General features: G+C 38.6%; 34 protein-coding genes and 2 pseudogenes. 7 read left to right on the forward strand and 29 right to left on the reverse strand.

What is annotated here, in order from left to right; all coding sequences use genetic code 11:
- Position 1: 1 nt before the first annotated feature.
- From MHB62_RS12950 to MHB62_RS12990, 9 genes are all read right to left on the reverse strand, one after another.
- On the reverse strand, positions 2–937 hold the full coding sequence (locus MHB62_RS12950) for a phage major capsid protein (protein WP_003229922.1): 936 nt from the start codon (positions 935–937) through the stop codon (positions 2–4).
- An 18-nt stretch (positions 938–955) separates the two neighbouring features.
- Positions 956–1,924 carry an XkdF-like putative serine protease domain-containing protein gene (locus MHB62_RS12955; protein ID WP_003229921.1) on the reverse strand — a complete coding sequence of 323 codons (969 nt, stop codon included), beginning with the start codon at positions 1,922–1,924 and terminating at the stop codon, positions 956–958.
- A gap of 32 nt (positions 1,925–1,956) precedes the next feature.
- Positions 1,957–2,610 carry a hypothetical protein gene (locus tag MHB62_RS12960; RefSeq protein WP_003229920.1) on the reverse strand — a complete coding sequence of 218 codons (654 nt, stop codon included), beginning with the start codon at positions 2,608–2,610 and terminating at the stop codon, positions 1,957–1,959.
- A 40-nt stretch (positions 2,611–2,650) separates the two neighbouring features.
- Positions 2,651–3,568 carry a phage head morphogenesis protein gene (locus MHB62_RS12965; RefSeq protein WP_004398748.1) on the reverse strand — a complete coding sequence of 306 codons (918 nt, stop codon included), beginning with the start codon at positions 3,566–3,568 and terminating at the stop codon, positions 2,651–2,653.
- Entirely contained in the window at positions 3,565–5,097 is a 1,533-nt protein-coding gene (locus MHB62_RS12970) for a phage portal protein (RefSeq protein WP_015714324.1), read from the reverse strand. Before MHB62_RS12970 ends, MHB62_RS12965 begins: the two co-directional genes overlap by 4 nt.
- A 3-nt stretch (positions 5,098–5,100) precedes the next feature.
- Positions 5,101–6,396, reverse strand: a complete 1,296-nt coding sequence (locus tag MHB62_RS12975; protein ID WP_015714325.1) for a PBSX family phage terminase large subunit — start codon at positions 6,394–6,396, stop codon at positions 5,101–5,103.
- Positions 6,389–7,108: a phage terminase small subunit gene (gene terS, locus MHB62_RS12980; protein WP_048655095.1), complete on the reverse strand. Its 720-nt coding sequence runs from the start codon at positions 7,106–7,108 to the stop codon at positions 6,389–6,391. The genes MHB62_RS12975 and terS overlap by 8 nt, the downstream gene beginning before the upstream one ends.
- 67 nt (positions 7,109–7,175) lie before the next feature.
- Positions 7,176–7,640, reverse strand: a complete 465-nt coding sequence (locus MHB62_RS12985; protein WP_004398685.1) for a hypothetical protein — start codon at positions 7,638–7,640, stop codon at positions 7,176–7,178.
- Between the two features lie 143 nt (positions 7,641–7,783).
- Entirely contained in the window at positions 7,784–8,239 is a 456-nt protein-coding gene (locus MHB62_RS12990) for a hypothetical protein (protein ID WP_004398775.1), read from the reverse strand.
- Positions 8,240–8,436: 197 nt separating this feature from the next.
- Here MHB62_RS12990 and MHB62_RS12995 point away from each other — a divergent pair, with 197 nt between their 5' ends.
- A complete protein-coding gene (locus tag MHB62_RS12995; RefSeq protein ID WP_003229913.1) occupies positions 8,437–9,366 on the forward strand; it encodes a hypothetical protein in 930 nt (309 codons plus the stop codon).
- A 73-nt stretch (positions 9,367–9,439) separates the two neighbouring features.
- Here MHB62_RS12995 and MHB62_RS13000 read toward each other — a convergent pair whose 3' ends face one another.
- The 13 genes from MHB62_RS13000 to MHB62_RS13060 all read right to left on the reverse strand — a co-directional run bounded on the left by MHB62_RS13000 (position 9,440) and on the right by MHB62_RS13060 (position 15,511).
- Complete coding sequence (locus MHB62_RS13000) at positions 9,440–9,646, reverse strand: XtrA/YqaO family protein (RefSeq protein WP_003229912.1); 207 nt, start codon at positions 9,644–9,646, stop codon at positions 9,440–9,442.
- Positions 9,647–9,727: 81 nt separating this feature from the next.
- Positions 9,728–10,156, reverse strand: coding sequence for a RusA family crossover junction endodeoxyribonuclease (locus tag MHB62_RS13005; RefSeq protein ID WP_009967809.1), 429 nt, complete (start codon positions 10,154–10,156; stop codon positions 9,728–9,730).
- Between the two features lie 95 nt (positions 10,157–10,251).
- Positions 10,252–10,401, reverse strand: coding sequence for a hypothetical protein (locus MHB62_RS13010; RefSeq protein ID WP_003229910.1), 150 nt, complete (start codon positions 10,399–10,401; stop codon positions 10,252–10,254).
- Positions 10,392–11,333: an ATP-binding protein gene (locus MHB62_RS13015; protein ID WP_075058863.1), complete on the reverse strand. Its 942-nt coding sequence runs from the start codon at positions 11,331–11,333 to the stop codon at positions 10,392–10,394. Before MHB62_RS13015 ends, MHB62_RS13010 begins: the two co-directional genes overlap by 10 nt.
- Positions 11,215–11,892, reverse strand: coding sequence for a DnaD domain-containing protein (locus MHB62_RS13020; protein WP_116362964.1), 678 nt, complete (start codon positions 11,890–11,892; stop codon positions 11,215–11,217). The genes MHB62_RS13015 and MHB62_RS13020 overlap by 119 nt, the downstream gene beginning before the upstream one ends.
- 75 nt (positions 11,893–11,967) lie before the next feature.
- Entirely contained in the window at positions 11,968–12,822 is an 855-nt protein-coding gene (locus tag MHB62_RS13025) for a recombinase RecT (protein WP_003229907.1), read from the reverse strand.
- A gap of 2 nt (positions 12,823–12,824) precedes the next feature.
- Entirely contained in the window at positions 12,825–13,784 is a 960-nt protein-coding gene (locus MHB62_RS13030) for a YqaJ viral recombinase family protein (RefSeq protein ID WP_004398673.1), read from the reverse strand.
- A 105-nt stretch (positions 13,785–13,889) separates the two neighbouring features.
- The gene (locus MHB62_RS13035) at positions 13,890–14,084 is read right to left on the reverse strand and encodes a YqaI family protein (protein ID WP_003229905.1); all 195 of its coding nucleotides are present in this window, start codon (positions 14,082–14,084) and stop codon (positions 13,890–13,892) included.
- A complete protein-coding gene (locus MHB62_RS13040) occupies positions 14,044–14,217 on the reverse strand; it encodes a hypothetical protein (protein WP_119123069.1) in 174 nt (57 codons plus the stop codon). The genes MHB62_RS13035 and MHB62_RS13040 overlap by 41 nt, the downstream gene beginning before the upstream one ends.
- Positions 14,214–14,471, reverse strand: a complete 258-nt coding sequence (locus tag MHB62_RS13045) for a YqaH family protein (protein ID WP_003245994.1) — start codon at positions 14,469–14,471, stop codon at positions 14,214–14,216. Before MHB62_RS13045 ends, MHB62_RS13040 begins: the two co-directional genes overlap by 4 nt.
- Positions 14,468–15,037 carry a helix-turn-helix transcriptional regulator gene (locus MHB62_RS13050; protein WP_004398626.1) on the reverse strand — a complete coding sequence of 190 codons (570 nt, stop codon included), beginning with the start codon at positions 15,035–15,037 and terminating at the stop codon, positions 14,468–14,470. The genes MHB62_RS13045 and MHB62_RS13050 overlap by 4 nt, the downstream gene beginning before the upstream one ends.
- Positions 15,038–15,110: 73 nt before the next feature.
- Positions 15,111–15,251 carry a hypothetical protein gene (locus MHB62_RS13055; protein WP_003229902.1) on the reverse strand — a complete coding sequence of 47 codons (141 nt, stop codon included), beginning with the start codon at positions 15,249–15,251 and terminating at the stop codon, positions 15,111–15,113.
- Between the two features lie 29 nt (positions 15,252–15,280).
- Positions 15,281–15,511 (reverse strand): helix-turn-helix transcriptional regulator, encoded by a 231-nt coding sequence (locus MHB62_RS13060; RefSeq protein ID WP_004398958.1) that lies wholly within the window; start codon positions 15,509–15,511, stop codon positions 15,281–15,283.
- Between the two features lie 176 nt (positions 15,512–15,687).
- On the opposite strand from MHB62_RS13060, the gene sknR reads away from it, so the two are divergent.
- Positions 15,688–16,038: a transcriptional regulator SknR gene (gene sknR / locus MHB62_RS13065; protein ID WP_004398704.1), complete on the forward strand. Its 351-nt coding sequence runs from the start codon at positions 15,688–15,690 to the stop codon at positions 16,036–16,038.
- A 266-nt stretch (positions 16,039–16,304) separates the two neighbouring features.
- Here the strand turns inward: sknR and MHB62_RS13070 are convergent, their stop codons facing one another.
- Entirely contained in the window at positions 16,305–16,472 is a 168-nt protein-coding gene (locus MHB62_RS13070; RefSeq protein ID WP_003229900.1) for a hypothetical protein, read from the reverse strand.
- 355 nt (positions 16,473–16,827) lie between these two features.
- On the reverse strand, positions 16,828–17,364 hold the full coding sequence (locus tag MHB62_RS13075; RefSeq protein ID WP_004399117.1) for an AAA family ATPase: 537 nt from the start codon (positions 17,362–17,364) through the stop codon (positions 16,828–16,830).
- Between the two features lie 268 nt (positions 17,365–17,632).
- Between MHB62_RS13075 and MHB62_RS13080 the strand changes: the two genes are divergently transcribed.
- The 3 genes and pseudogenes from MHB62_RS13080 (at position 17,633) to MHB62_RS13090 (ending at position 18,665) form a co-directional block, all read left to right on the forward strand.
- Positions 17,633–18,151 carry an ImmA/IrrE family metallo-endopeptidase gene (locus MHB62_RS13080; protein ID WP_015714342.1) on the forward strand — a complete coding sequence of 173 codons (519 nt, stop codon included), beginning with the start codon at positions 17,633–17,635 and terminating at the stop codon, positions 18,149–18,151.
- A pseudogene (locus MHB62_RS13085) lies at positions 18,151–18,549 on the forward strand (sigma-70 family RNA polymerase sigma factor); the annotation flags it as partial. The gene MHB62_RS13080 and the pseudogene MHB62_RS13085, both read left to right, overlap by 1 nt.
- A complete protein-coding gene (locus MHB62_RS13090; protein ID WP_003229898.1) occupies positions 18,549–18,665 on the forward strand; it encodes a hypothetical protein in 117 nt (38 codons plus the stop codon). The pseudogene MHB62_RS13085 and the gene MHB62_RS13090, both read left to right, overlap by 1 nt.
- Here MHB62_RS13090 and MHB62_RS13095 read toward each other — a convergent pair.
- The 5 genes and pseudogenes from MHB62_RS13095 to yrkP all read right to left on the reverse strand — a co-directional run.
- Positions 18,631–18,831 (reverse strand): annotated as a pseudogene (locus tag MHB62_RS13095) (recombinase family protein); the annotation flags it as partial. The gene MHB62_RS13090 and the pseudogene MHB62_RS13095 overlap by 35 nt on opposite strands.
- Entirely contained in the window at positions 18,774–18,938 is a 165-nt protein-coding gene (locus MHB62_RS13100) for a hypothetical protein (protein ID WP_010886576.1), read from the reverse strand. The pseudogene MHB62_RS13095 and the gene MHB62_RS13100, both read right to left, overlap by 58 nt.
- Before the next feature lie 544 nt (positions 18,939–19,482).
- Positions 19,483–19,899, reverse strand: a complete 417-nt coding sequence (gene psiE / locus MHB62_RS13105; RefSeq protein WP_003246154.1) for a phosphate-starvation-inducible protein PsiE — start codon at positions 19,897–19,899, stop codon at positions 19,483–19,485.
- Positions 19,900–19,944: 45 nt separating this feature from the next.
- Complete coding sequence (gene yrkQ / locus MHB62_RS13110) at positions 19,945–21,243, reverse strand: two-component system sensor histidine kinase YrkQ (protein WP_019712554.1); 1,299 nt, start codon at positions 21,241–21,243, stop codon at positions 19,945–19,947.
- The gene (gene yrkP / locus MHB62_RS13115) at positions 21,230–21,925 is read right to left on the reverse strand and encodes a two-component response regulator YrkP (protein WP_003229895.1); all 696 of its coding nucleotides are present in this window, start codon (positions 21,923–21,925) and stop codon (positions 21,230–21,232) included. The genes yrkQ and yrkP overlap by 14 nt, the downstream gene beginning before the upstream one ends.
- Positions 21,926–22,192: 267 nt before the next feature.
- Here yrkP and MHB62_RS13120 point away from each other — a divergent pair, with 267 nt between their 5' ends.
- Positions 22,193–23,410, forward strand: coding sequence for a DUF418 domain-containing protein (locus tag MHB62_RS13120; RefSeq protein ID WP_003229894.1), 1,218 nt, complete (start codon positions 22,193–22,195; stop codon positions 23,408–23,410).
- Positions 23,329–23,577 (forward strand): hypothetical protein, encoded by a 249-nt coding sequence (locus MHB62_RS13125; RefSeq protein ID WP_119123070.1) that lies wholly within the window; start codon positions 23,329–23,331, stop codon positions 23,575–23,577. The genes MHB62_RS13120 and MHB62_RS13125 overlap by 82 nt, the downstream gene beginning before the upstream one ends.
- Positions 23,578–23,757: the final 180 nt, after the last annotated feature.

Here is a 23,757-nt window from a genome sequence, read left to right on the forward strand (position 1 = left end):
CCTACTCCTTCACTTTCACGATCTTGGCTACGGCGTCCTCTTCTTCAAAAACACTATCCAATTTCGCTGTCAAAACAATGATAAACATACGGCGACGGATGTCCTTATCTACTTCAATCCGAATGTTACGAGAGAATCCGAGAATAATATTCTTCGGATGAGTTAGGATGATATCAGAAACATCGGCTGCAGTATCTCCCTCTCCAATCGTATAAGGCTGTAAATTTGCAATACCTTTGATTGGAACACCAAAAGCAGATGAAAGGCCACCTTGAACAGCTGCATCCCCTAAATTTGTTTGACGATCAGCTACACGATCTTTCCATTCGACCTCAATACCAGGCGATGTATAGAAACGGAACTCCTGCGGAATTCGCAAATATTTAGGAGGTACAGCTTTGTATCCTCGTTTAAATGTTTGACGTGTCAGTTCCTCACCTGCAGCATCGACAATATGAGATGTAGCTTGTTTTCTGATGCCATCTAATTGTGCAAGATATGAGTCGGAGGAAGATGTATCCCCATTTACAAGCAACTCTTCAATATCAACCGCAGCACGCTCAGCTATCATTTGCATGATTGTATTCTGAAGGCCATCTTTTTCGATGTTGTTTTCAAGTGTGTCATAGGTAATGTTAACTTCAGCAATTACTTCTTTTGTGCTTAAGTTAACTGTGCTAGTTGATGGAACTGACTTTTGATCTTTAGTTAGCGCAACTCCCTCTTGGGCTGCCCTTAAAATACGCTGACCAAAACCGATCTTCTCGATTTTCTGTGTGTCATGGTCCATTTGAATAACTCGCGCATCTCTTAAAATGGTTGGCGTATCTTGTACCATTCGAATAAAAGTTGAAGCCTGAGTAGGATTCATAATCCCGCCGCTCTCTAAAGTAGAAAGCGTCATTTCTGCTTTATTAATAACCTCTTGATTTCTCATTCGTATCCTCCTTATCCATTAAAACAACCCTGACCAGATTGATTTTTGAACTTGTTCGGAACCCGATTCTTCAGTTTGCTTAGATGTTCCGCGACTTTTTTCGATTGCTTCAATACGATCAGCGAGCGGTTGAACAGCTTCTGAAATTGCCTTTTTCAACTTCTCGCCCTCTTTTTCAGTCTCTTCTTCTTTTTCTTTATCTTTCTTATTAAGCTCTTCCTCTTTTTCTAATGTCTCGAGCCGCTTCTTAATTGGCTCTAATGCTTCTTGAATGGATTTAGTTACTTCCTCCGAAGTCATTTCTTCTTCCCCCTCTTTTGTTTCTACCTGACTCAGTAAATTACCAAGGGCAGCATGAGCATTCTTAATTTCTTGCAGGTTTGAAGCGGAAAATTTTCTGCCCGCCTTTGCAACTGGCTCTTCATATGATTGCTGTTGTTTTCCAACAAAAAAGTTTTTGAGCAAATTAAATAGCCCTTTCTCATCTGTTTTCTCTTGAGAAACGGGCTTTTCTTGTTTTTCAATCGTCTCAGCAGTTCCTGCCATTGAATAACCGGTAATTTCGCCTTTTTTGATTTGCTCCCATACTTCCTCAGAAGCCTTTGTGACAAGGACCCATGATCCCTTTTTAATGGTTTCCCCATTCATTTCAAAGTCTGCCGGTGCGACATAGGACTCAACCACCTCACCAACACCACCCTGAAAGTCATGTTGCTTGTCGATTTGACGAGCATCTTTCAGGAATCCATGAGCGGCCTTTTCGATTTCTGCAGCTGTCATGAAATCTCCGTGGGCGTCCACTGTATCAGGTTCATACACGATACCGTAAACAAGTTTTTGCTCGTCTGCCTCTTTCGCAAGGATTCTGACTTCCTTTTGAAAATCAGGTTGTTTTTCTGATTTCACAATAAAGAACTGCTTTTGATTAGCAGCCTTATCCACATAAGAAACATGTGTGATTTTTGCGTTCACCAATTCTCTTGGCATGTTATTCACCTCCTTAAAATAAGAAAAGACTTCTAATTAGAAGTCTCACCAGCTGTATTCTCAGCAACATAATTGCTTGTTATCTCCATTAACCTTTTTACACTCTTATCTACATTCCAGAAAAATTTATTCATAATGTAGCTTTGTGAAATATGACTTTTCTCTAAGTCATGAACTATATTCATTATATCAAGTAAGCTTTCCGCAAATGAATCATTAAGAATTTTATGGCGTTTCAAATAATCAACCATGTATAACATGCCTATACCTTGAGATTTATCTGCCGCATCATCTTTTTCTGATACTTTTTCATAAAGATTTTTCACTGCTCCATATAAACGAATCATTTCCATTTTTAGTAGTAAGTCATTATCCCCTTTAATGCTTGTCTTCTCATTATAATGGGAATGTGTTTCCTCAGTGATTTCAGAATTACTTTCTAAATTTAATGAATCTTTTAGATTTTGATCATCAGTTCCATATTGATTCTCTTTATTCAATTGGAAACTAATCTTATCTAATTTTTGGTCAATAGTGAATTCAAATTCCCAATCCTTATATTTAATTTTCGCCAAGGTACTGATCAAATTTGAAACCGGTTGTTTTAATTTAAAAACCAAGATAATTATTGCTACCGGCCAAATGATTGATTTGACTATTGAAGAGATAAACTCCATCCAATTCATATTTTCCCCACCTAATATGTAATGAGGACATTATACTATTTTATTCCATGTTTGCTAAGACTTCTCTTTGAATCTCTTCTTTTTCTTCGGGTGATAAGCCTAAAATCTTACTATCTACCACAGGCGATAGAACACAATGGCAGTTAACCCGCTCCCTTGTTGATAGTTTAGGATCCCTCGGAAACATGCAGGTTTCGCTACTGCCCGGTATCTGAAATTCTTCATCTACTCCAATGACTGTACCGTCAAGATCAATGTGATTTTCACGAGGATTGTTCTTCTTCCCTCCGCTGTGCCGCCATTTCTTTTTCTTTACTGCCGGCGATTGTGCATATGATTCATGCTGCGCGGCAGAGGAAGCGGCAAGCACTTCTGTGATGGCTGTGGTACGCGCCCGCTCCCTATCAAATTGTGGCATGTCTTTGAGAGTCAACTCAATGTCCTGGATTGATGAACCGTTCTCGATAGCATTAGTTAGCACGTCCTCCACCACTTCATGTGTGTTTAACTTCATGATCTCAGCCAGCTTCTTTGACCAATCCTTAATCCAATTAATCGTACGATTGGATAAGACTTTAAAAGGCACCTCTGGATCTATTGAATCCATGATTACTTCAGCCATTTCTTCAATAGTCTGTTGCAGGAATCCCTCAGTCAGTTCCTGAAATTCTTCCTCGAAGTCATCCTCCGCGAATAGGTTCTGAGTAAAAAACACTAGAAGGGCTTTTAACGTCTCTTCTGAGTCTTTGCTTACAAAACCTTTGAGACCATCTAAAAACTTCTTATGCTGGCGTCTGAGCAATCTGGCAATGCCTTTTTCATATTCCTCCACATATTTGGGGATATTAGATTTGCCAGGAAAGTCAGGTACCATCTCCCCCAATTGCTTATACTGATTTTCCTCGGCTTTTTGAATAAAGACATTTAAACTCTCCAATAGCTTATCCGTTTTGTTCATCTCTTCAAATCCTCCAGAACATCCCGCATATCTTTTAATAACCCGATCATATCAGGAGTACCGTTCTTAGATTTAAACAGCGCAGCCAAAGAATCGGAAGCGGACGACTCGTTAGTTTTACCAAGCGGCCTGTTGTATTCTTCTTCTGGCCATTCTTCAAGTGTCTTACCGAGTACTCGGCCAGCCAAATCACGTAGATCATTCGGAGAAACTGCACCTGCTGTTATAAACGGTGTTAGAACCTTAGCAATTTCTAAAGGATCTCTAAAGTCTGGCCCTTTCAACATAAGACGAACCTTATGAATTTCAAGATCATTTAGAAATAAAGCATTCAGTTTACCTGTGATCAACTTTCGTTCAGGCTGAAAGACCTGTTCCTCAGTAATCTTTCTTGCTGTATCTGCAGTCGCTCTGTTGTAATCTTGAGCTTCACCAGTATAAAGTGGAGGCAAACGAAAAGCCGATCTAATTTTATCTCGGCTCTTTTGGTCATATTCAAGAAACAAAGCATCTTCTTGAAGGATTTCAGCAAGTGATTTAATATCAACTTTTACTGGAGCAATCTCTTCATCACCATGAATGTTTTTCCCCTTCGCTATGCCTTCCGCTTCAAGTAAAAGAAACTTATGTGCGTTCTCCACTCCTTCAAGACCATTCATATAATCCTGCAATTGTGTATATGAGTCCTCTGACAACATACCATTTTCAATTGTAATGGCTGCGGGAATATGTCTACCTTGCTTGAAGTACATGAAGTTCAGCTCTTCAGCTTTACGAGCACCATACAAATTAACAATATGGCCAATCCATCTGGGCTTACCATAAGTACCGCTTCCTATCTTGAAATGAACTACTTCATTAGCTTGTTTCTCGAATGGAGTCTGCTCATCATATTGACCTGACTCCAGATTTAAAGTGCGTGGGTCCCCATACTCTTTAAAGTAAACCATACGGCCGTCAATCATCTGAACATACTTACGAAATCGTTTTTCTCTTTTGATTGATTTCATTTGTCCTTGTTCGAAGTATGTAAAATCAACTTCGATTGGTTCAGACAGTTTGCAAACCCGAACATTTTGAACGTCCATATATTCAATACCAGCTGGCTTATTTTCACCGTTTCGAATCACTTCGATAAAGCCATTTCCTGTCTTTTCTCGGTCTTCAATAACAAAGCCGAGTAAAGTCTCTGCTGACTCATCAAAGTGAAGATATTTAACGAACTCTTCAAGCTTAGTCCATTCACTTTCAGCTTCTGTTTTTTCTTCATTTGTCACATCTGGAGAATTGACATCAAACGAATACTCAAAATCAAAACCAAAACCCACAATATTTGTCCTGTAGGCATCAACACATTGCTGCAATATCGTTGAATACTCAGCAATCATCTTTAATTCTTTAAGGTTATACGGAGGCGGCAAAATATTGCTGTCATAGCTGTCCGCAAATTCATCTTCATAAATTTGTTTCGTTGATTCAGTAGGTGGAGAAGCTTTGATCACTCGTGCTTTAACAGATTGTTTTGACATGCTTTACCTCCTTCCTGGTCTTGATCTTTGCGGTCTACCTTTAGATTCTTCTTTCAAATCGGTTACCTCATAATCATCGAGAGCGTACCAAATAGCTGACAGTGTATGCGGGTCTATGGTGAACTCATCTTCTATGATGTTCCCCAGCTTATCAGTAGCATAAGTGAGCGGTTTAAGTTCATAAATCGTGTTCTCGCAACTGTCAGAGCAAATGATCTTCTTGAACCGTTTGATCTTCTTTGTGTATTGGAGACGTGATCCTTGGTACTTACGGGCACCCACCATATTGAAACCGTGTTGCTGAAAGAAACGTATTGTTTTGGGCTCTGCTGAATCCGATTTGATTAACTCTTTAGTCTCTACAAATTCCTTGAGTTCTTCGGCTGTCTTATCGTCAGTCAATCCATTTTTGTAATACTCCCAGTAGATATAGAGGTATTTCTTTTCAGGATCAACAGCAACCCTAACGACGGCGTTATACGACTCAACAAAACCAAAGTCCATGCCAACTCGTTTAAGAGGGCGGTTAATATCAGCAATAGCCTTCAAAACCTCTTCATGAGGCCATTCTTCAAACTGCGGTAGTACCCGAATTCCATTCACGCCAAAATGACCTTTCCGCGCAATTCGGTAAAGGTCAGGGTCATATTCCTTCAATTCTTCAAGTTGCTGGACATAGCTTTCTGGCAGAAAAAGATTATCATCCGCCGTTGAGTGATGATAATAGGTGTCGTTGCTAACGATTATCCGCTTTTCATAAAGCTCCTTATCATCCAGTACAAATCGTTTCTCTCGATCATCTTTAAAGAAATGTTTAAAAGTCCAATTATCTTCTCCAACTGGATTTGTTGAAAGTATCATGTGAAGCGGCAATGTCGGGTGACGAAGACGTCCTAACAGCTCCTTGAATCCCTCATACTTCACTTCTGAACATTCCTCAATCCAAATAAGCGAAATATTATTGATTGATTTCAGTTTGGCTGGCTTATCCATCCCTTTAAAGATGATGCGACTGCCATTTGAAAATCGAATCTGCATAGGAGAAGATACACACCTAACGATATGATCTAATTTCAGATCACTTACAAGTTCATCAAAAAGAGAAAATGTGGAGTCCCTATGTGTGTCGTACACTTCTCTGATAACAAGAGCAGTCCGTTTTTCTTTAAGCAATTTCAGAATAATCTTCAAAGCAACATGATAACTTTTGGATGATCCATAACCACCAACAAGAAACTGAAACTTTTGATTCCAGTCAAAGAGAAATTCTTTAAAATGTGGATTTACTTGTTTAATCACTGTCATCACCTTTGTTCACAATGGTGATTTCAAAAGGTTTATCTTCTTCTGTAAGTTCTTCAATCTCTAATTTTTTCTTGTTGATATTTAAACACATATGCTCCAATTTAAGGCGTCGTTCGTCTTCTGCATGAGCTAATTCATCAAACTGTTTAATTAGATTCCTGAGCTCCGCCATTGCCCGAGATTGAGCATTTAAGAACGTTGCATGACGATCCCAAGAAAATTGGAATTCATACTCTTCCTCTTCAACTTCGTTTGTCTCAGATAGGACAGACTTTTTCTTTTTCAATTCTTTAATCATTTCTTCCTTATCAGAAACGAACATGATCTTTTGCGCTCTAATAATCGCGGCATATTGGATCTGTATTTGGTCCCATATCATATCGACAGGTGAGCGCTCCTGAATCTCTTCCATGATGGTTAGTGTTTCTTTTGGCAGGAACTTTGAGAAGAATCCATGTATCACAGCGTTTTGATTTCCATTTGGTGCACCACCCTTATTCCCTAAAGCATTTTTGTTACCGAGTGGTGCACCTACTTTTTTTGTGTGCACACCTTTTTTTAAGGGTGCACCCTTTTTTCTTTGCCAACCATGGCGTTGTTTCCACGATTTAATGGTGTTCACAGATACCCCATATTTCTCGGCAAGGTCCTTGTATTTCATACCTTTGGCGTAATCCTTATACGCCTGTATGTGCTTATCAACCATCTACATTCACTGCCGCCTCCTTTTAGATTGAGTTGTTTTGAAAATAAAAAAGCTCCTCAAAAGAAGCTTAAATATGTTTTTTTATTAAATTAGTTATTTCATCAATCAACCGCTCAATATATTCTTGATTGAAGTTCACCTCAATTATTGGATCATCGTTCATAAAACCTCTTAATGCCACTTCAACTTCTCTTAAATAATTTATATATTCCTGTAACTTGATATTCAGTTCTTTATCAAAGAGTATTGAAAATTTCTTAACAATCAGTTCAAATGCCGATAGCTCTTTAAAATAATCAGTATGTAATTTTTCTAAGTATCCTTCTGGGTGATTATAGAACGGTACAAAGGCAGCAGCGGTTTCAATTCTTTTATTGTTAATATTATAAATCTCATCAATTAGTATATAGCCTTTTGTGAAAATTTCATTTCCTTTTCTATTCTTCTTTTGTAAAACATAATTAGTTCCACCTGTAAAAAAAACTGCTGTTATAGCACTAGTAATGACTGTACCAAAATCTATTTGAATCAATTTCATCCCCTCCTTTTACTAATTATCGGCAAAAGAGAGCGATACAGGTACTATTCGCAAAATTTGTCGAACGAAACTGTTGTATAAAACCTAAATTTAGTGGTGACGCAGGAATAATTCGCCGCGCCGACCTGCCTCCCATTTTACACTACAGATTTTTTCAGATTCAACAAACGCTCAAAGTGGCAATCTTGGCATAATTGGCTGATGAACTCATCTTTCATTTTGCGTACAGTTTCCCTTGAAATGCCAAGGTGAAGACTTATTGCGCGGTAGCTCATACCCTCCATCATGCAATCATAAATGACTTTATGCTGCTCACCATGGATCTTTTCAGCCCCTAATTCAACTGCATATACTCGCTCTTCATAATACTTAAGACGTTTGAAAAGACGTTCCTCTCTCATATCCATTTGCCTTAGCTCAGCCTGACTCTTCCCAGGACTTCCTTTTGGCATAGTAGCTTCTAATCCATATTGAGCAACACCCCAATTCTTCATGGGAATTACTGAACCATAGAGTACCCTTTGCAATCGACGAACCTCTTTCACCATCCAGTGATAGCTATTGATTAGATTTTCAATTTCTTTTCGATTCATGAAAGTATCCTCCTTTTCAAAATAAAAACGGACACCAAACATACAGCGTAATACTGTAAGTTCAGTGTCCGCAGGCTTTCCGTCTTGGACTAACTGGATATTTTATGCTTTAATGAATTCACATTACCTAAGGAAAAAAATTCAACTCCCTCCTTAAATATGGTAAAATTTTATTATAAAGTAGTGGAGGTTGTTATATGAGAGTTAGAGAAATAAAAAATTTACTCGACAATTATAATAAACAAATTGGAGTTAGTGTTTCGCACGTACCGCACAGCAACAGAAAGACTGTTCTTAATTTACAAAAGTCTTTAGATGCAATTAACGAGTTGTCTAAACTTGGTTTTTTAGATGATGATATTGAGAGATTTAAAGATCTAGGAAGTATATATTATTCACGTGTACCTGAAGATAAGATTGAAGTGGATAATCACATCGCTAATCAAATTACTAATCATATAAAAATTGTAAAAGAAAAATTACGTGGTTTTGGAATTTTAATTGATCAGTCAGTTTCTGATCAAAATGAGAACGTAATTAGCGTAAAACTCCCTCAATACAACTCATTAGAAGAACTAGAAAAATTCATCAAAAAATTAAATAATGCATTTCAGAATGGTATTACCCTTGAGGAAATTAATGGACATTATAAATTACAGGGTTTTGACACAGGTTCAATGTGGATTGACATCTTAGTAAACAGTTCAGCTGCAGTAATATTTGTTGGACAACTTATAGATGCAGCTATAAACATTTCAAAGCGATCTCAAGAATTACTCATTACTAAGGCAAACATCGAAAAGCTAGCTCTTCAAAATGAGCAATTAAAGCTACAAGTCGAAACTTCCAAAGCTTTGCTAGATGGAATTGAAAAGGGTATTGACACAATAACAGATGCCGAAATAAAAAATGTTACTGAAGGAGCAAATTATTCAACAGAATCAATAGGACATATAAAACAATCGGTTAAAATCTTTGCAGAATTACTCCATGAAGGTACCCAATTCCACCCATCTTTAGATGCACCTTCTGAAACAGTTGAAGCCTTTCCTGAACCCCAAAAGAATTTAGAAGAGCCTCAACAATTATTAGAAACATTAGCTGACAATTTACCTGAACAGGAATAACCTGCACATCCAAGCCGAAGGAGGAGATATCCTCCTTCTTGTTTACCTTTTTATAAAGTATTATATCTTCTTCTCATTTCACCTTAAACCCTATCTCATGATCAACCCTTGCAAAGCTGCCCTTTACAGTTTGAATCACTGTTTTGCCGTGCTCCGGAGCATCTAAAACATGTGCAGTTCCCTGATTCCCATCTAAAACAATGATCTGAACTTTTCCTGGGTCAATTTTCTGCTGAATAGTGAAGTCTTTTTTGATGTTTATTTCTCTTGGATTGTACACTCAAAGCGCCCCCTATGTTATGATAGAAGTACCAGTTCATATCAAGAACACTGAGGCTAAGCGCTTCGGTGTTTTTTATTTTTAGGCAGAAACCTCTCTTATCATGACTTCCACCCTTGGCTCTTCGCTATAAAACTTACTGACTTTCAAATCCACAACCTGACTATCATCTTTGTATATCAGATGATTCAAAGCATCTTTCACGCCCTTTACATAATTATCAACGTCGGGCTTTGTAGTCGGCCGCAGAAGGCCCTTTTCAGCTTTCTCTTTCTTCTTTTTTGAGTTTGAAACTGACTTAGGCATTGGTCTGTACACTTTGACATCCATTGAGACAGGACCAGTAATAATTGTTTCTGGTCGATGCTGAGACGCAACCAATGCCACATACTGTTTGAAATACTTTGATTTCGCTGGATCACGCATATGCACCTTCCCATTTCGTATTGATCCACGCGGCCTTCCTTGTGCGACTGGCTCACCATAAACAGTGAACTTAATGCAATCCAACTGTTCTTTACCTCCCGTCAAGCTGTTCCCATAACTTAATTTCTTTTTCTATTCTCGGTGCAGAAAGTAAAATTATCAGCAGAGACACGACTGCTTTAAGCACTCAGCATCCGCTCCATTTGCTTTATTTTTTCCTCAAGTAAACGGATTGTTGGTGTAAGATCTTTACCTTCATTTCGATTTGAAGGGCCAAATATATAAAGTCCACCAGTTGCTTTTATATTCGTTTTCTTTTTCATTCCCAATCACCTAACCTATGATTTAATTGCATTCGATCGCCTCTAATAATCACTATGTAATCACGGCACATCTGGTGAATTCGTGAACCAAGAGCCTCGTCTATATCCAAAATCTCATCGATTGTTAACTCCGAAGAAATCAGCAAAGGTTTGTGATTTAAATACCGGTAGTTCAAGACTGACTGGATTTGTTCAACCTGCCAGTCTGTTGCCCTTGGTTGACCGTTTATTGGTTTAAATAAATCATCAATGAATAGAACTTCGACCTTTCTCATGGCATCGAGTTTTGCTTCTAAGTTATCAAAGTTAGCTTTCAAATCACCCATGCCCTCTACATAAGGGAAATACATGCAGTGTACTGATTTTTTCTTGATCAGATTATTCATAATCGCCGTGAGCAAATGAGTTTTACCGCTACCTGGCTGTCCAAGTAATGCGATACTGTTTTGCCTTTCTCCTTTGATCTTTTGAAAATCTTTATAGTATTCCACTGCACACTCATAAGCGTCCTTGATCATGTCTGGCTTACCGTCCGTTATGAAGTTACCAAAGAGAAGCTTTTCAAACTCTTCTGTAATGCCACTAGCTGCCATGAGTCTGGCAATTTTCTTTCGTCTTACACATTCACACTGTTTTGAATAAGTATCTTTCCATTCGCTAGCTTTATCCGGCGTACAAACCTTACCTAACAGAAAATCATCTTCCGACACCATATCGTCCGGAACCATAAGGTCTAACTGTTCATCTAAATGCCAAGAAGTGTCCTTATGGACTCGATAAACGACAATTCCACGATCCTTACAATAAGGACAATCAAATTCAGCCTTTTCTTCTGATACGGCCTGTTTTGTTCCCAAAAAGCGGGCTGACCTTTCCCGAAGTTCCTGCATGATCGTTTGAAATGCGGTGTCTATACTGACTGCTTTGTTTATAGCCATATTGTTTCTCCTTTCTCTTTTGAGTGAATGGATTTGATAAGATGGCTTGAACATATGACAAACTTGCAGCTTTCCCCTTTAATTGAAACGCTGTCTTGATAGCCTCCATCACTTTTTCCTCACCATAATCGTCGACCATGTAGCCGATCCGCTGTGCCTCCATCGGGCCGACTGACCGAGCAACTTTGTTTTCATATAGCTCAAAGGCATTTTTCATTTTGTCATCGACCTCCTGATGTTCAATCTGAGCTGGTTCCAAAGCTTTGTTCTTCATGTAATTTCCTAGTTGTATGTAGTCTGCATAATGAAGTATGGTGACGATGAACCCTCTTTTTTGTGGAAGACGGTGCAATTTGATATATCCCTGTTTCTCCATTCGGTCTAGTGAGTATTTGATCTGTGCAGCTGACCAGTTAAAATCTTTTGCTAGTTCCACAACTTTGATAATGGTCTGCCCAAGTTCTAGCTCTTGATTTGGCCTGTATTCAGCTCTTTTGAACAAGTGATCATAAATTTTTTCATCCCTAAACTCTTTGAATGGTAGTCGGGGTATGACCACATACCCCATTGCTTTTATGTCCAAGTCAATCACCTACTTCCTTTCACAGAGTGCAGTTATGTCAGAGATGCCGGCTCAATCAAACGGAAGTTCATCGTCTTTTATATCTACAGGCTTGCCGTCAAAAGGATCGGTTTCTTGGGCGCTTGGTTTTTCCGTTTCATCTTTGTTTGAAGGCTCGGAATCGATAATTTCTGAACTGTCTGCCTCATTGGTAATGTCAATCCGTTCCCTTGTTTCATCTTCCTCAATAACTGCTTTTTGCATTTCAACAGAGAGAATCCCCCACTTGCTCAAAACTGCTTTTAATACAGTCTTAAGAGCCATCGCATCCCAGTCATTTTTCCATCCAAAATCAGACTTACTGAATTTCTTTTTGTGCTTCTCTACTTGTGCCTTTGTCCAGTACACTGTTTTTCGGAAGCCATTTATCAACTCAAAATAAGCTGCATAACCAATTACCGCGTCTGATTCTCGTTTTTCAAAATCAATCTCGATCTCCTCAGTCAACGGATTCCACTTCTGCAATTCGCCTTCATGAATCGGTATGCAATTGATGGATTTATATTGGCCTGTTCGTAAGGCTAGCTGGATATATCCTTTGTATCCAAGCTGAAATTGAGCCTTACCTCCGTAAGGAACAATCCAGGCATACCCTAAGTTTTTATCTATAGGTAAATCGAGTGTAGCTGCCACCATTGCTGAGGATATGACGCTCATAGGATCTGTTTTCTGTAGCATCTGCTCGCTGTTATAAAGGCTTAAGATAGAAGCAGTAAACTGTGTAGCCCTCTTCCCTAACACTTCCTCAAATCGTTTAATAACAGATGGTGAGGAAAGTAGCCCTTTCATTGTTGCTCCTTGTTGTTGCACAGGTACGTTTTTTTGTTTCTTTTGGATGTTGTTTTTAATTGATTGATTAGTAGCCATAATCAGCTAACCTCCTTGATTCCAAAACGTCTGAAATGAGTTTCCTTTTTAACTTTCTCGTATACATCCGGAAACTGGTCTTTGAGCTTTTTCGTGTCAATTCGATTTGAGACAACAGGCTTCCAGCAAGCTTGATAGTTACCGATAAACCCATACTCTGCATCCTTCATTTCATGTTTGATTTGGTTCTCTAATTCTTTTGCCTGGCTTTGAAGCTCTGAGATCTGTTCTTTAATAAGCAAGTATTGTTGAATACGTTCTCGATTAGCCGCAGTTAAATCAATAGCTTTGTTATTTTCCGTTTCGGCATATCGTTTTTTGAGGTATTCCTCCGCAGCACTTGAACCATCTAAAGCAGGAGCTTGTCCACCTAAGACCTTGTCATTCCAGAACTCAATCTCTGCTTTAAAGATCATGTCAATTAACTCGTCGTCTCGCTCAATCTCTTTCCAGACAAATTTGTTCCCGCCAATCAGCACAGCAAAATAAGCTTTCCGATATTCAGGTCCAAGCACACCCAGATAATGCTGGACCTGAACGATATAGCTCTCGGGGATTTCTTCGTCCTCCCATTCTTTTAAGTTGTAGGCTGATGTTGTTTTACATTCAAGGATCGCTTTTTCACCAACGATCATTCGATCAACATTAGCCAAAATGAAATTATATTCTGGATGTCTGAGTATTGCTTTTTTACGTCTAACCTTCTTGCCACTACGTATCTCAAATTCTTTTGCAACAATATCTTCTAGCAATGATCCAAAGTAAGCAGCTTCACTTTGCGATTCACTAACAGGGACCTGTCCTGTTTTGTCTAACCATAATTCAAAAGGTGTCTTCCACTTGTTCAGCCCCAAGATAATGGATGCATCTGAGCCGCCAATTCCTTTTCTTCTTTCAATAAGCCATTCATCACGGCTCATTTCAGAATTCTTAGCAAGAACCTCAGCCCGTTTGCTTGTCATTCCACCTAACCCCCATTGTTTTTATTGAGGCTATCTGATAAAATATTTGCACATGAGTTTTTTTAGATAGCCTTTAAAGAAGTCCACTTTGCCGAGTGGGCTTTTTTATTGCGCGTTTTTAAATTCAAAACCAAGTTGCTCCCTTAGATACCTTTCCAAGTTCTCTCTGAGAATGATTTCGCCGCCATCAATTACATAATCATCAACTGGTGTTACTTCATCACCGTAAAAATCTATTTGTACATCCGTTTCAGTCAGCTTATCGTGCCAGTTGTTTATGACCATTGGATTTTCGACCATTCTTATTCTCCTCTCTGAATTTGTCTGCACGTCTATCCCATAACAGATGGAATTCACTATTGTTACGAATCATCACACACCATTTACGAACTTCCAGAGCAGTTGCCGGTTTATGAACAAAATGAACCATCATCCTATACACCTGCTCACTACAGTTAAGTTGATACCTTGCTGTTGCATTTTCAATGCCGTTTCATAAAGGCGTCCTTTGTTTGCAAGCCGGCTAATATCCTCAGTAAGAACCTTGATGCTTCCAGCAAGACTAATCGCTTCTTCATAATCACCATCACGTAATGCCTCTGACAGCATGATTGATAGCTCTTCTGCTGATTCGATTTTTCTTTTTGCGATAGGAACATCTGCCTTCAAGAAATGATTAGTATTCATACTGAAACCGCCTGCCTTCCTTCTTGTTTTGCCATAGCAACTTGATCAACTAGAGCTTTCCGCGTCCATCTATCTGCAAGTTCCTGCATTTTCAACCCGTGAGTACGAACAAGTGAATAAATCAATGTTTTGTTAGCCGCAATCAAATCAAAAATCTGCTTAATATCGGCCATCGGCAGCTCCTCTGTTTTACCTGGTCGGTTATCCGTGAGCCAACGGGCTAAATGTTTGGTTGCTTGCAGTGCTTCCTCCAATTGGTGAACCATATTAATCACCGCATTACTTGCACATTCATTGAGTGCCGGATCAATAGGAGCAGCGGCTGTAGGATGAAGTTTGAATAAGTAATGTACAAGATCAATATGTTCATAGGCAGCGCACTTCTCAAACCATTTAATACATAACTCTGGAGTAAGCTTGGCAAGTCCATTTTCAACATCTGAAACATACCTTTGATCCTTACCTCCGATTAACTTGCCGATTTGGTATTGTGAAAGACCTGCAGCCTTACGGGCACTACGCATAATCTGCGGTAAATTACGCATATTGTATGGGTTGTTCTCCATATGTTTGCCTCCTGTTATATTAGGTTTTTAGTTTTAAAATTGAAGTTGAAAGACCATGCTGTTTATAAATGACTTAGGCTGATTCCTTTTTATTTTTTTGCGCAAGCTTCTCTTGGTGTTCATTCATACGCTGAACAAGTATGCCACTGAGGTATTTGTAGGCTTTGGCCTCTGCCTGTTCAAACAGTGGTCCTTTTTTCAAGATGACTTTCATAATTAAAAGGCCTCCTTTGTGAATTCTAATCATGCTGAATCCTTAGAATTATGTTTCGTTTCGTTACATACATCCTCAAAAAAAATAGTCCAGTCAAAGCCTAATTTCTCTCCTATTTTTTTTGAGACAATAACACTAGGCTTCCTAGTACCATTTTCTATCATGGTGTAGTATGCTCTACCAATCTGTGCAGCTTTGGCAACTTCTTCTTGAGTAAACCCTTTTTCTAAGCGGTTTTTCTTAAGCCATTTTCTCATCATTTTTCACCCCCTTAATCAGAAAATGTAACGTTTCGTTACTTAGATAATAGTATCGATTCGTTACATTGTCAACACATTTTCATAAAAAAAGTATCGTTTTGTTACCAAAACTTATATGTAACCCTTTGTTACGTTACAATGAGATATAGAATAAAAACAAAAGTCAGGTGATTAATATGTTCTCCGAGAACTTGAAAAAGTGCAGAAAACAAAAGAAACTAACCCAACAAAATATGGCTGATAAACTTGGAATTACTCGGCCTGCCTACACCGCCTATGAACTAGGTAGTCGTGAGCCTGACTATAAAACCTTAATTAATATTTCAAACATACTTGATGTTTCTTTGGATTATCTTCTTAAAGGAGAAAGCAATGAAAAAGTATTTCAGGATGAAGCAAAAAAAGTGTTAAACGATCCTGAAACATTCCTTGCAGCAAAAGACGGTGAGGTAACAGATGAGATCTTACAGGCTGCTTTGGAGATTATAACGGAGCAATTAAAAGAAAGACGGAAATCAGATAAATAAACGCAGTTAGTTTATTATTATTTATTTCTGTTTATTATGTTTAATTCTGTTTACTAATAAGATTTAGATTCTCATTTATATTTCATTCATACCCTCATTTAAAAAGTGATTTTGAATCCTTTACAAACCCTTACGTGACAAGGGTTTTTGTTGTTTTTCTCATTTATATTTTCATTTATGTTTCTTTTATATTCTCATGTAAAAAAATTGAGCGTTTATTGTGAGGGAAATTGCAGAGTATCGAAATGGGAAAAGAGGGCTTCTTGTTAAAAACCTTGCAAAGTGTATGTGAAAAAAATAAACAATACAATTATCGTAACAACAATAATTGTTTCTTTAATAAAATTTTTATTATCTTCATTCTTTTGTTTCTTTTTTTTAATCTCTTCTCTGTATTTTCTTTGAACCTCTTTCTTCTTATCATTATTTTTCATGATTAAACTCCTTTGAAGTCCATTTATTCCCTTGCCCCTATCATTTGCAATTGTAATAATTCACTAATGATTACACCAACAAAAAAGGATCGGCAAGTGCTTTTCACTCAATGGTAACCAACATAAGCACTAGCTGGACAGGTTTTAGGATGTATCTAATCGTTGAGGTTCCATTTCCTGCAACTGATCCAAAAACTTCCTTATGAAGAACAATCTCTTCTCTGTTGTGGGGATGCTACCAAAAATAGTAGGCAAATTGATAGCGGTATTAAAAAAACAGCTCATTAAATGCCATACTGGAACTGTCTTTGATTTTTGGATTTATTTTCTGATGCAGCTATTGCTATCCGTTAGTTTAATTAGAACTCAGATAATCCAAGACACGGTCAACTCTTTCATTGACTGAGCAGTCGTCTTCAATCTTTAACACTGGACAAGATAAATCTGCCATCCAATGTTCATGCAAAGCTCTACTTCTAACTTCCATTCCAGCATTATCATATAAAGAAGCCCACTCTAAAAATGTTTTTGATTGTTCATATTTACTGCCACCGGCTAACACTTCGTTTCCATAACGCTGAAATTCCCTGTGCCTTAGTCTCTCAAGCCGTATATCTTGTGGAATCCATAAGAAGACGACAAGGTCAAAATAACTTTTTAGATTATCGCCCCAGCCACACACTGCACCAGAAAGAATCCATTTTTCATTGATTGTTAAGTCTTTTTCAAGCAACTTTCTTCTTTCAGGAATTTCTCTTTTTTTAGTGAATTTGTCTAACCAATAGTAATTATCAGTATCAAGATGCGTATGAGGCAAACGCTTTGATAATGCAGCACCCAATGTTGAAGTTCCGACACCAGAGGCTCCCAATATGTGAATATTTTTTTTCATACTTCCCCTCCTTATTAAGCAACCAAACTCCCTGTTTGTTGCATAACGTACTTACTATTATTTTGACATAAATCCCTAAAAGACCTTTACTTTTCGAGGGAAATCCAGATGCGTGTTAAAATCATAATACTTACGAAAACAGTCATTATTAAACGGATTCATATTCCATCTCCTTAGACGCATTTTCCTATGAAAAAAGTCTTGATTTCCATATAATATTTAAACGAATCCAATTTTTAGATTGTCGTCTTTAAGGAGGTTTTTCATCTTGAGGTATACAAACAGTCATTTAGAGGATTGGATTGAAAACTTATACAAGAAGATTGATATTACAGAACCAGAACAAATTAATTTTGAACGGATTGCCGAGGCTTTAGATATCAGGCTTTCGTTTAAACCTGTTACAAGCTTCGCACTTAAACACAGCGGGATTTATAATATATGCTTGGACAGCCGAAAAAGCCGAACTGAACAATGGTATGATTTCGCTCATGAATTTTGCCATATATATAGACATGAAGGCGATAAAAAAACAATGCCTGCAACTTGGACAGATTATTTAGAGTGGCAGTCCAATTATTTTACATATCACTTTTGCATTCCAACTTTCATGTTGCGTAATATTAATCTTTCGTACATACAATCACATGCAATTGAAAATATAGCTTGGTTATTTAAGGTATCCCCTTCGTTTGCGAAGAAACGTTTGAGCATTTATTACAGGAAGCTGACTCAACCTTTATTTAATCAAACAGTTACGGGAAATCTGTGCACCCCCCTTTTGTAATTAATAATGAAATCCTCATGCATTTGCGCGCATTGAAAAAAACAAAAAAAGACGTCTCCCTTCACGATCCGATCGGGCAGGATAAGGAAGGGAATGAAATAAGCCTGATTGACGTTTTGAAATCAGAAAACGAAGACGTGATAGATACGATCCAGCTCAATATGGAGCTTGAAAAAGTGAAACAATACATTGACATTTTAGATGACCGTGAGAAGGAAGTGATTGTCGGGCGGTTTGGACTTGATTTGAAGAAGGAAAAAACGCAGCGAGAGATTGCCAAAGAACTCGGTATCTCACGCAGCTATGTATCGCGGATTGAAAAGCGGGCGCTGATGAAGATGTTTCATGAGTTTTATCGGGCAGAGAAGGAAAAGCGGAAGAAGGCGAAGGGGAAATAATGCAGAAGAAGCCGGATCTCATACTCCGGCTTTCTCTATTTGAAAGAGTTATGAAAATCATTTTTTTCATCGCTGATAAGCTCTCCGAGAAAGACAGGCAGGATCGTAACAAATAACTTGACTTATAATCCTCCCGCAGGCATTCAAAGCCGGACGTTCTAAAAGCTCTCCTGAGAAAATCCTTAGATCGGTATACTTCAGTACATCTTTAGTCCCTGCTTTCTTTATACAGGCCTCGATCTGGCTGTCGATGCTCGATCCCTTGATCGCTTGTTCCACGATATATTGCTATCACCCTGGATCTCCTGCCTATAAAGTTTTATTAAATAATGATAGCAATCGTTCATGCATTTGTCAGTTTGCAGTCCCTCGATGATTATTACCTTCATAAAATACATCACCCCTTGGGTAATGCTGCGTAATACCTGTTTGTCCTAATGAGGTGATTTTCAATGAGTATGAAAACAAATAAAAAAACCGATGGTTTGTACCATCGATCTGTTTTCTATATCACTAGGCCCTCAATATAGTAAATCTAGCTCATTGGTTATGAAAGCTTATTTTCATTACACACTATATATTAATTTGTTATCATTTCTATACGTTTATATCAATTATGGTAAAAAATGGTTACAAAAACCCAATAAACGTCCAACCTAACTTTTTCATCTTATTTATTAAGAATTTTAACCTCTTCCTTGTAAAATAAAGAAGCGATTTTCATCTCCAAACAGTTAATGCTATTTCATCGGGACATGTCTGTTAAAGTAGCCAATAAATACATTCGGATATCCACTTACAACCACGATTCAATTTGATCCACTACAGATTTCTGAGCTGACATTAAACAGATAGAGTTATAAAAATCTGTACCAGTTCCCTTTCACAATTAGGACATTTCGGCGGCGTATCGGCATAATGCGAACTAATTTATTAATGTTCAACAACAGAATTTCGTCTATTGGCAATAAAGAATCCACAAATCATTGCAAGAATGGCCATCGCCCACCAGAACGTTGAGATCGCCTGATCATGATCGATGATAATCAAACGAATGACAGCTGTGATGCCAATATAAATGAAGTAGCGAAGCGGAAAATGAAAGTCTGATTTGAAGTATTTGATAATCAAAGCAATGAACTCAAAGTACATGAAGAATATAAGCAGTTCTCCAAGCATCTCATAATAGCTGTCCACTTTGTTGAACAGTGACTTGTATACGAATAGCACAATGTACCAAGTCTCGCTGATCAGAAGTGCGCTTAAGGCTAACGCCAGAAAGAACAGACAGACGTTGAGAAGCGCTTGTAACAGGTAAGGCACCTTTTTGAATTTGTTAGAAAATCTCATCATGTTGTCTCCTATTTCAATATATTCGTGGTTTTTATTCTCAGCCTACATCTTGGTGTTCCAAAATCGTAGCACAATGTAGTACTTAGAATTCTTTTGTATACTGTGAAACTGTCCCTGCATGCGGGACATCATTCGCGCAATGCTTCTTTCACCGAGTCCGTTGCTTTCCGGTGTTATATCTGCAAGTTTAATCGTATTGCTAACATGGATCTCAAATATCTCTTGATCCGATACAAACGTGATGCTGATTTTTTCTTCCGGATCTGCGTATTTCAATAAGTTTGACATCACATTATCAAATACACGACCAAGCTCCTCCAAATTCACGTTAATATAGGTTTCCGGCAGCTCGCCTGAAATATGGACCCGAAAATGCTCCTGATGAAGGATAGCAATCTGATCTGATATTAGATCGTAGATCACTTCTTTCACTGCAACGGTCTCCAGATCGGCCTCATATTCCTTGTCCAGCAGGAAATACGCAAACAGATTGTCAGACAAGCTTTTTAATTGCAGTGCTTTACCATAAGCATTGGCTACATACCGATCTTTGCTGGCACCCGCTTCGCCTCCCTCTTTTTTGGCAAACTCCAGATTCATGATCAGCGACGTCAGCGGTGTGCGCATATCGTGCGACATTTCGGTAACCAGGCTGCGGCTCTCAGCTTGCAATTCCTCGATAGCTTTAAGTTTATCCAGGAAAGCTTTCCGCAGATCCTCAATGCTCTTTGCAATCATCGCTAATTCATCATGCCCTTTTATCGTCATCTCGTAGTCCAGTTCGCCCCCTTCAAGAATATGAATCTCTTGATGAATCGTTTTAAGGTAGCGAAGACTTTGGCGAATTCCGAAGAGAACAATGATTAAAAAGATGAGGGTTGCCCCGAGCAAATCCAATGCAAAGGCCAGATCATAATATCGGGAAGAGTAGAAGCCGTCGATAATGACTCGTCCTTCACCATCGCTAAACTTGACAGGATGTGAATGATTTTGAGCGTACTGAGTCAGCTTTTCCTTTCCATAATCCGATTCGGAATAAATAGAATCATATTGCAGCTCCTGATCCTTGAATATGGTGAGGTTAATGTAATTTTCTTTTTTGACCCACTCGCCAAACGCTTTTCTATCTGATGTAGACAACTCATTTTCTGAAACGTACTTGCTGAATTTTTGAATGTATCTTGCTGACTCCTCGTGATAATACTCTTCCGAACTCAGATATCCCTCGATCAGATCATCTGTGATCTTTTGCAACGTCAGAAAGATCACACCACTCACAATCGCAGCAACCATTATCAGCAAAGCCAGTTTTTTGGTTAGCGTAAATTTAAGATGCGCCAAATCGATATCCTCTTCCCCATTCAGTTTTTATATAAACCGGACGTGCCGGATCATCCTCAATTTTGGAGCGCAGCTTCCGTATATGCACCATCACCGTATTGTTGGAACAGTAAAAGTAAGGCTGTCCCCACACACTCTCATATATATTTTGGGCAGAAAATATTTTGTTGCGTTTGTTCATCAGAAGTTTCAGGATACGATACTCCAGATCTGACAACTTGATTTGCTTCTCCTCTTTCCACACCTCATTAAATTCTTCGCTCACTCTTAGTTTGCCCCCGATAAGAAATGTTTCTTCCTGTTCCTTCTTTTCCTGATAGATAGTATATCTGCGTAATTGAGCAATCACTCTAGCGTGAAGTTCCTCTTCCGAGAATGGTTTAGTCATATAATCATCGCCGCCGGCGAGTAATCCCTCAGTTTTATCGAGTGTACTCGATCTGGCCGTCAGAAACAGAATCGGGACGTTAGAGGATTTCCTGATGTGCTGACATGTTTCAATTCCCGAAATGCCTGGCATCATAATATCCAAAATAACCAAATCAAGCGAGTCATTCACAAGTTGCAATGCTCGCTTTCCATCCTTGGCTCTTAGCACCTCGTAACCTGCACGTGTAAGGGATTCCTCCAAAAGATCACCAATATCCTCATCATCCTCTACGACTAATATTCGATAGGCCATGTCTCTCTCACCTCATGATTCTTGTTGTTATTTCTCGTGTGTCCTTACTATATATCGTTCATAGTAATAAGTACGTTATAAGATACTACGTAAATCTTAACAATTTATGAAAGCTGATGCTCGCCACAAATTTGTCACATTTTCTAAAAAAAATGATGACTCTTCATAAATTGTTAAGATTCGGTCTTTATATTTATCCATTGTAAGGCTCAAGTTTTTCAGATCCGCACTACACATTGCCGTGATAAATGGGAAAGGAGTATTGATATGATTGTACAAAAAGAAGGACGCGGGCAACCGGTGAGTCTGCGGGAACGGGTTCATTTTCTGGACATCGTACGAGGATTTGCCTTGCTTGGCATTATTATTGTCAATTATTTTCTGATCGTAGATTCAGTAAAGGGATTCGAAATGGCCTCCGATGACGTACTGCATAAGCTGGTTTCCTGGTTTGCCGAAGGGAAATTCGTTACGTTATTCTCCTTCCTGTTCGGAGTCGGGTTTATGATCTTTATGGATCGAGCCGCGCAGAAGGTAGAGAGTCCCAACAAGCTGTTTGCCCGCAGGTTATCTATCCTGTTGGGATTTGGCATTTTGCACATCACATTTGTTTGGGTCGGTGACATATTGGCCTTTTACGCCGTAAGTGGCTTCCTGTTACTCGCCTTCTATAAACGCACGGCCAAAACGGTGCTTAGATGGATTATCGCACTTATCGTGTTTCAATTCCTGACTCCTGTTTTCACAATGTTGTACAATGTCATCAATACTGCAGGGTCAAAAAACCCGAATTTTTCAGAGTTTACTTTGTTTAGCCACAGCAGCCTTACCTACATGGAATCCATCAGCACTCGGTGGACAGATATGGTCACGATGGCTGCCGGCTCTTTCTCTATGATCTATTCCATGTTTCTCATGTTTCTGCTGGGCGTGTACTTTGTTAAGATGGAATTTTTCAAAGACATGGAAGCGAAAAAGCCTATATGGAAGCGTATCTGGATCATTAGCACAATCGCTTTTCTAATAACACAAAGCAGTATATTACTAGACATGTTTAATCTTTCTGAGAATATGCTGTGGAAGGACATTTCCTCTGTCTTGGGTCAAAATGGCGGCTTAACCGGAAGTATGTTTTATATGAGCACTTTTGCAATGCTGTTTCTATACCTTCCTCAGCTGCGAGGCCCTATGATGATATTCACCAAAGTCGGACGGATGTCATTGACCTGTTATCTGCTTCACTCTATCATTGGAACAGTTCTGTTCCTCAGGTACGGATTCGGGCTTGCGGATCATATTCAATCCGCCGGCACGTTCATGTTCAGTCTGGCCGTGTACTTCGTTCTTATGAGCTTTAGTACATTGTGGTTGAAACGGTTTAGGTACGGTCCGATGGAATTAGTATGGCGCAAGCTGACGTACGGCAAAGTAAACGGGAGTCCCAAAGCAACTCCGCTGCATTCGGAAAAATCTATTCAGAAATAACCCCCTTGCACAGATTGCATGACTTCAAATTAGTGTTGTTGAATGAAGCGGGCATTAAACGGACAGATTTGATATATGGACTAGTTATTTTTATATCATTTAGGCTTCTTTGGGCTAATAAATCCACCAGAGTTTACTCAATGTGCATTGCTCATGATCGAATCTAAATTGAATCTTTTACGCATGTTCATAGTCAAAGGCGCCTCATTCGACTATTTTTGTAACTTTCGCAGGAAAAATTCGAGAATGATGACAAATCCCGCATACAACACTTAATACGGTAGTGAACAATAGTAAATTAGGGTTACATGCAGCTTGTTTTCCAATGAAACAAAGAAAAAGAATCA

It is taken from the genome of Bacillus sp. FSL K6-0255 (assembly GCF_045040725.1).
Lineage (GTDB): Bacteria > Bacillota > Bacilli > Bacillales > Bacillaceae > Bacillus > Bacillus subtilis.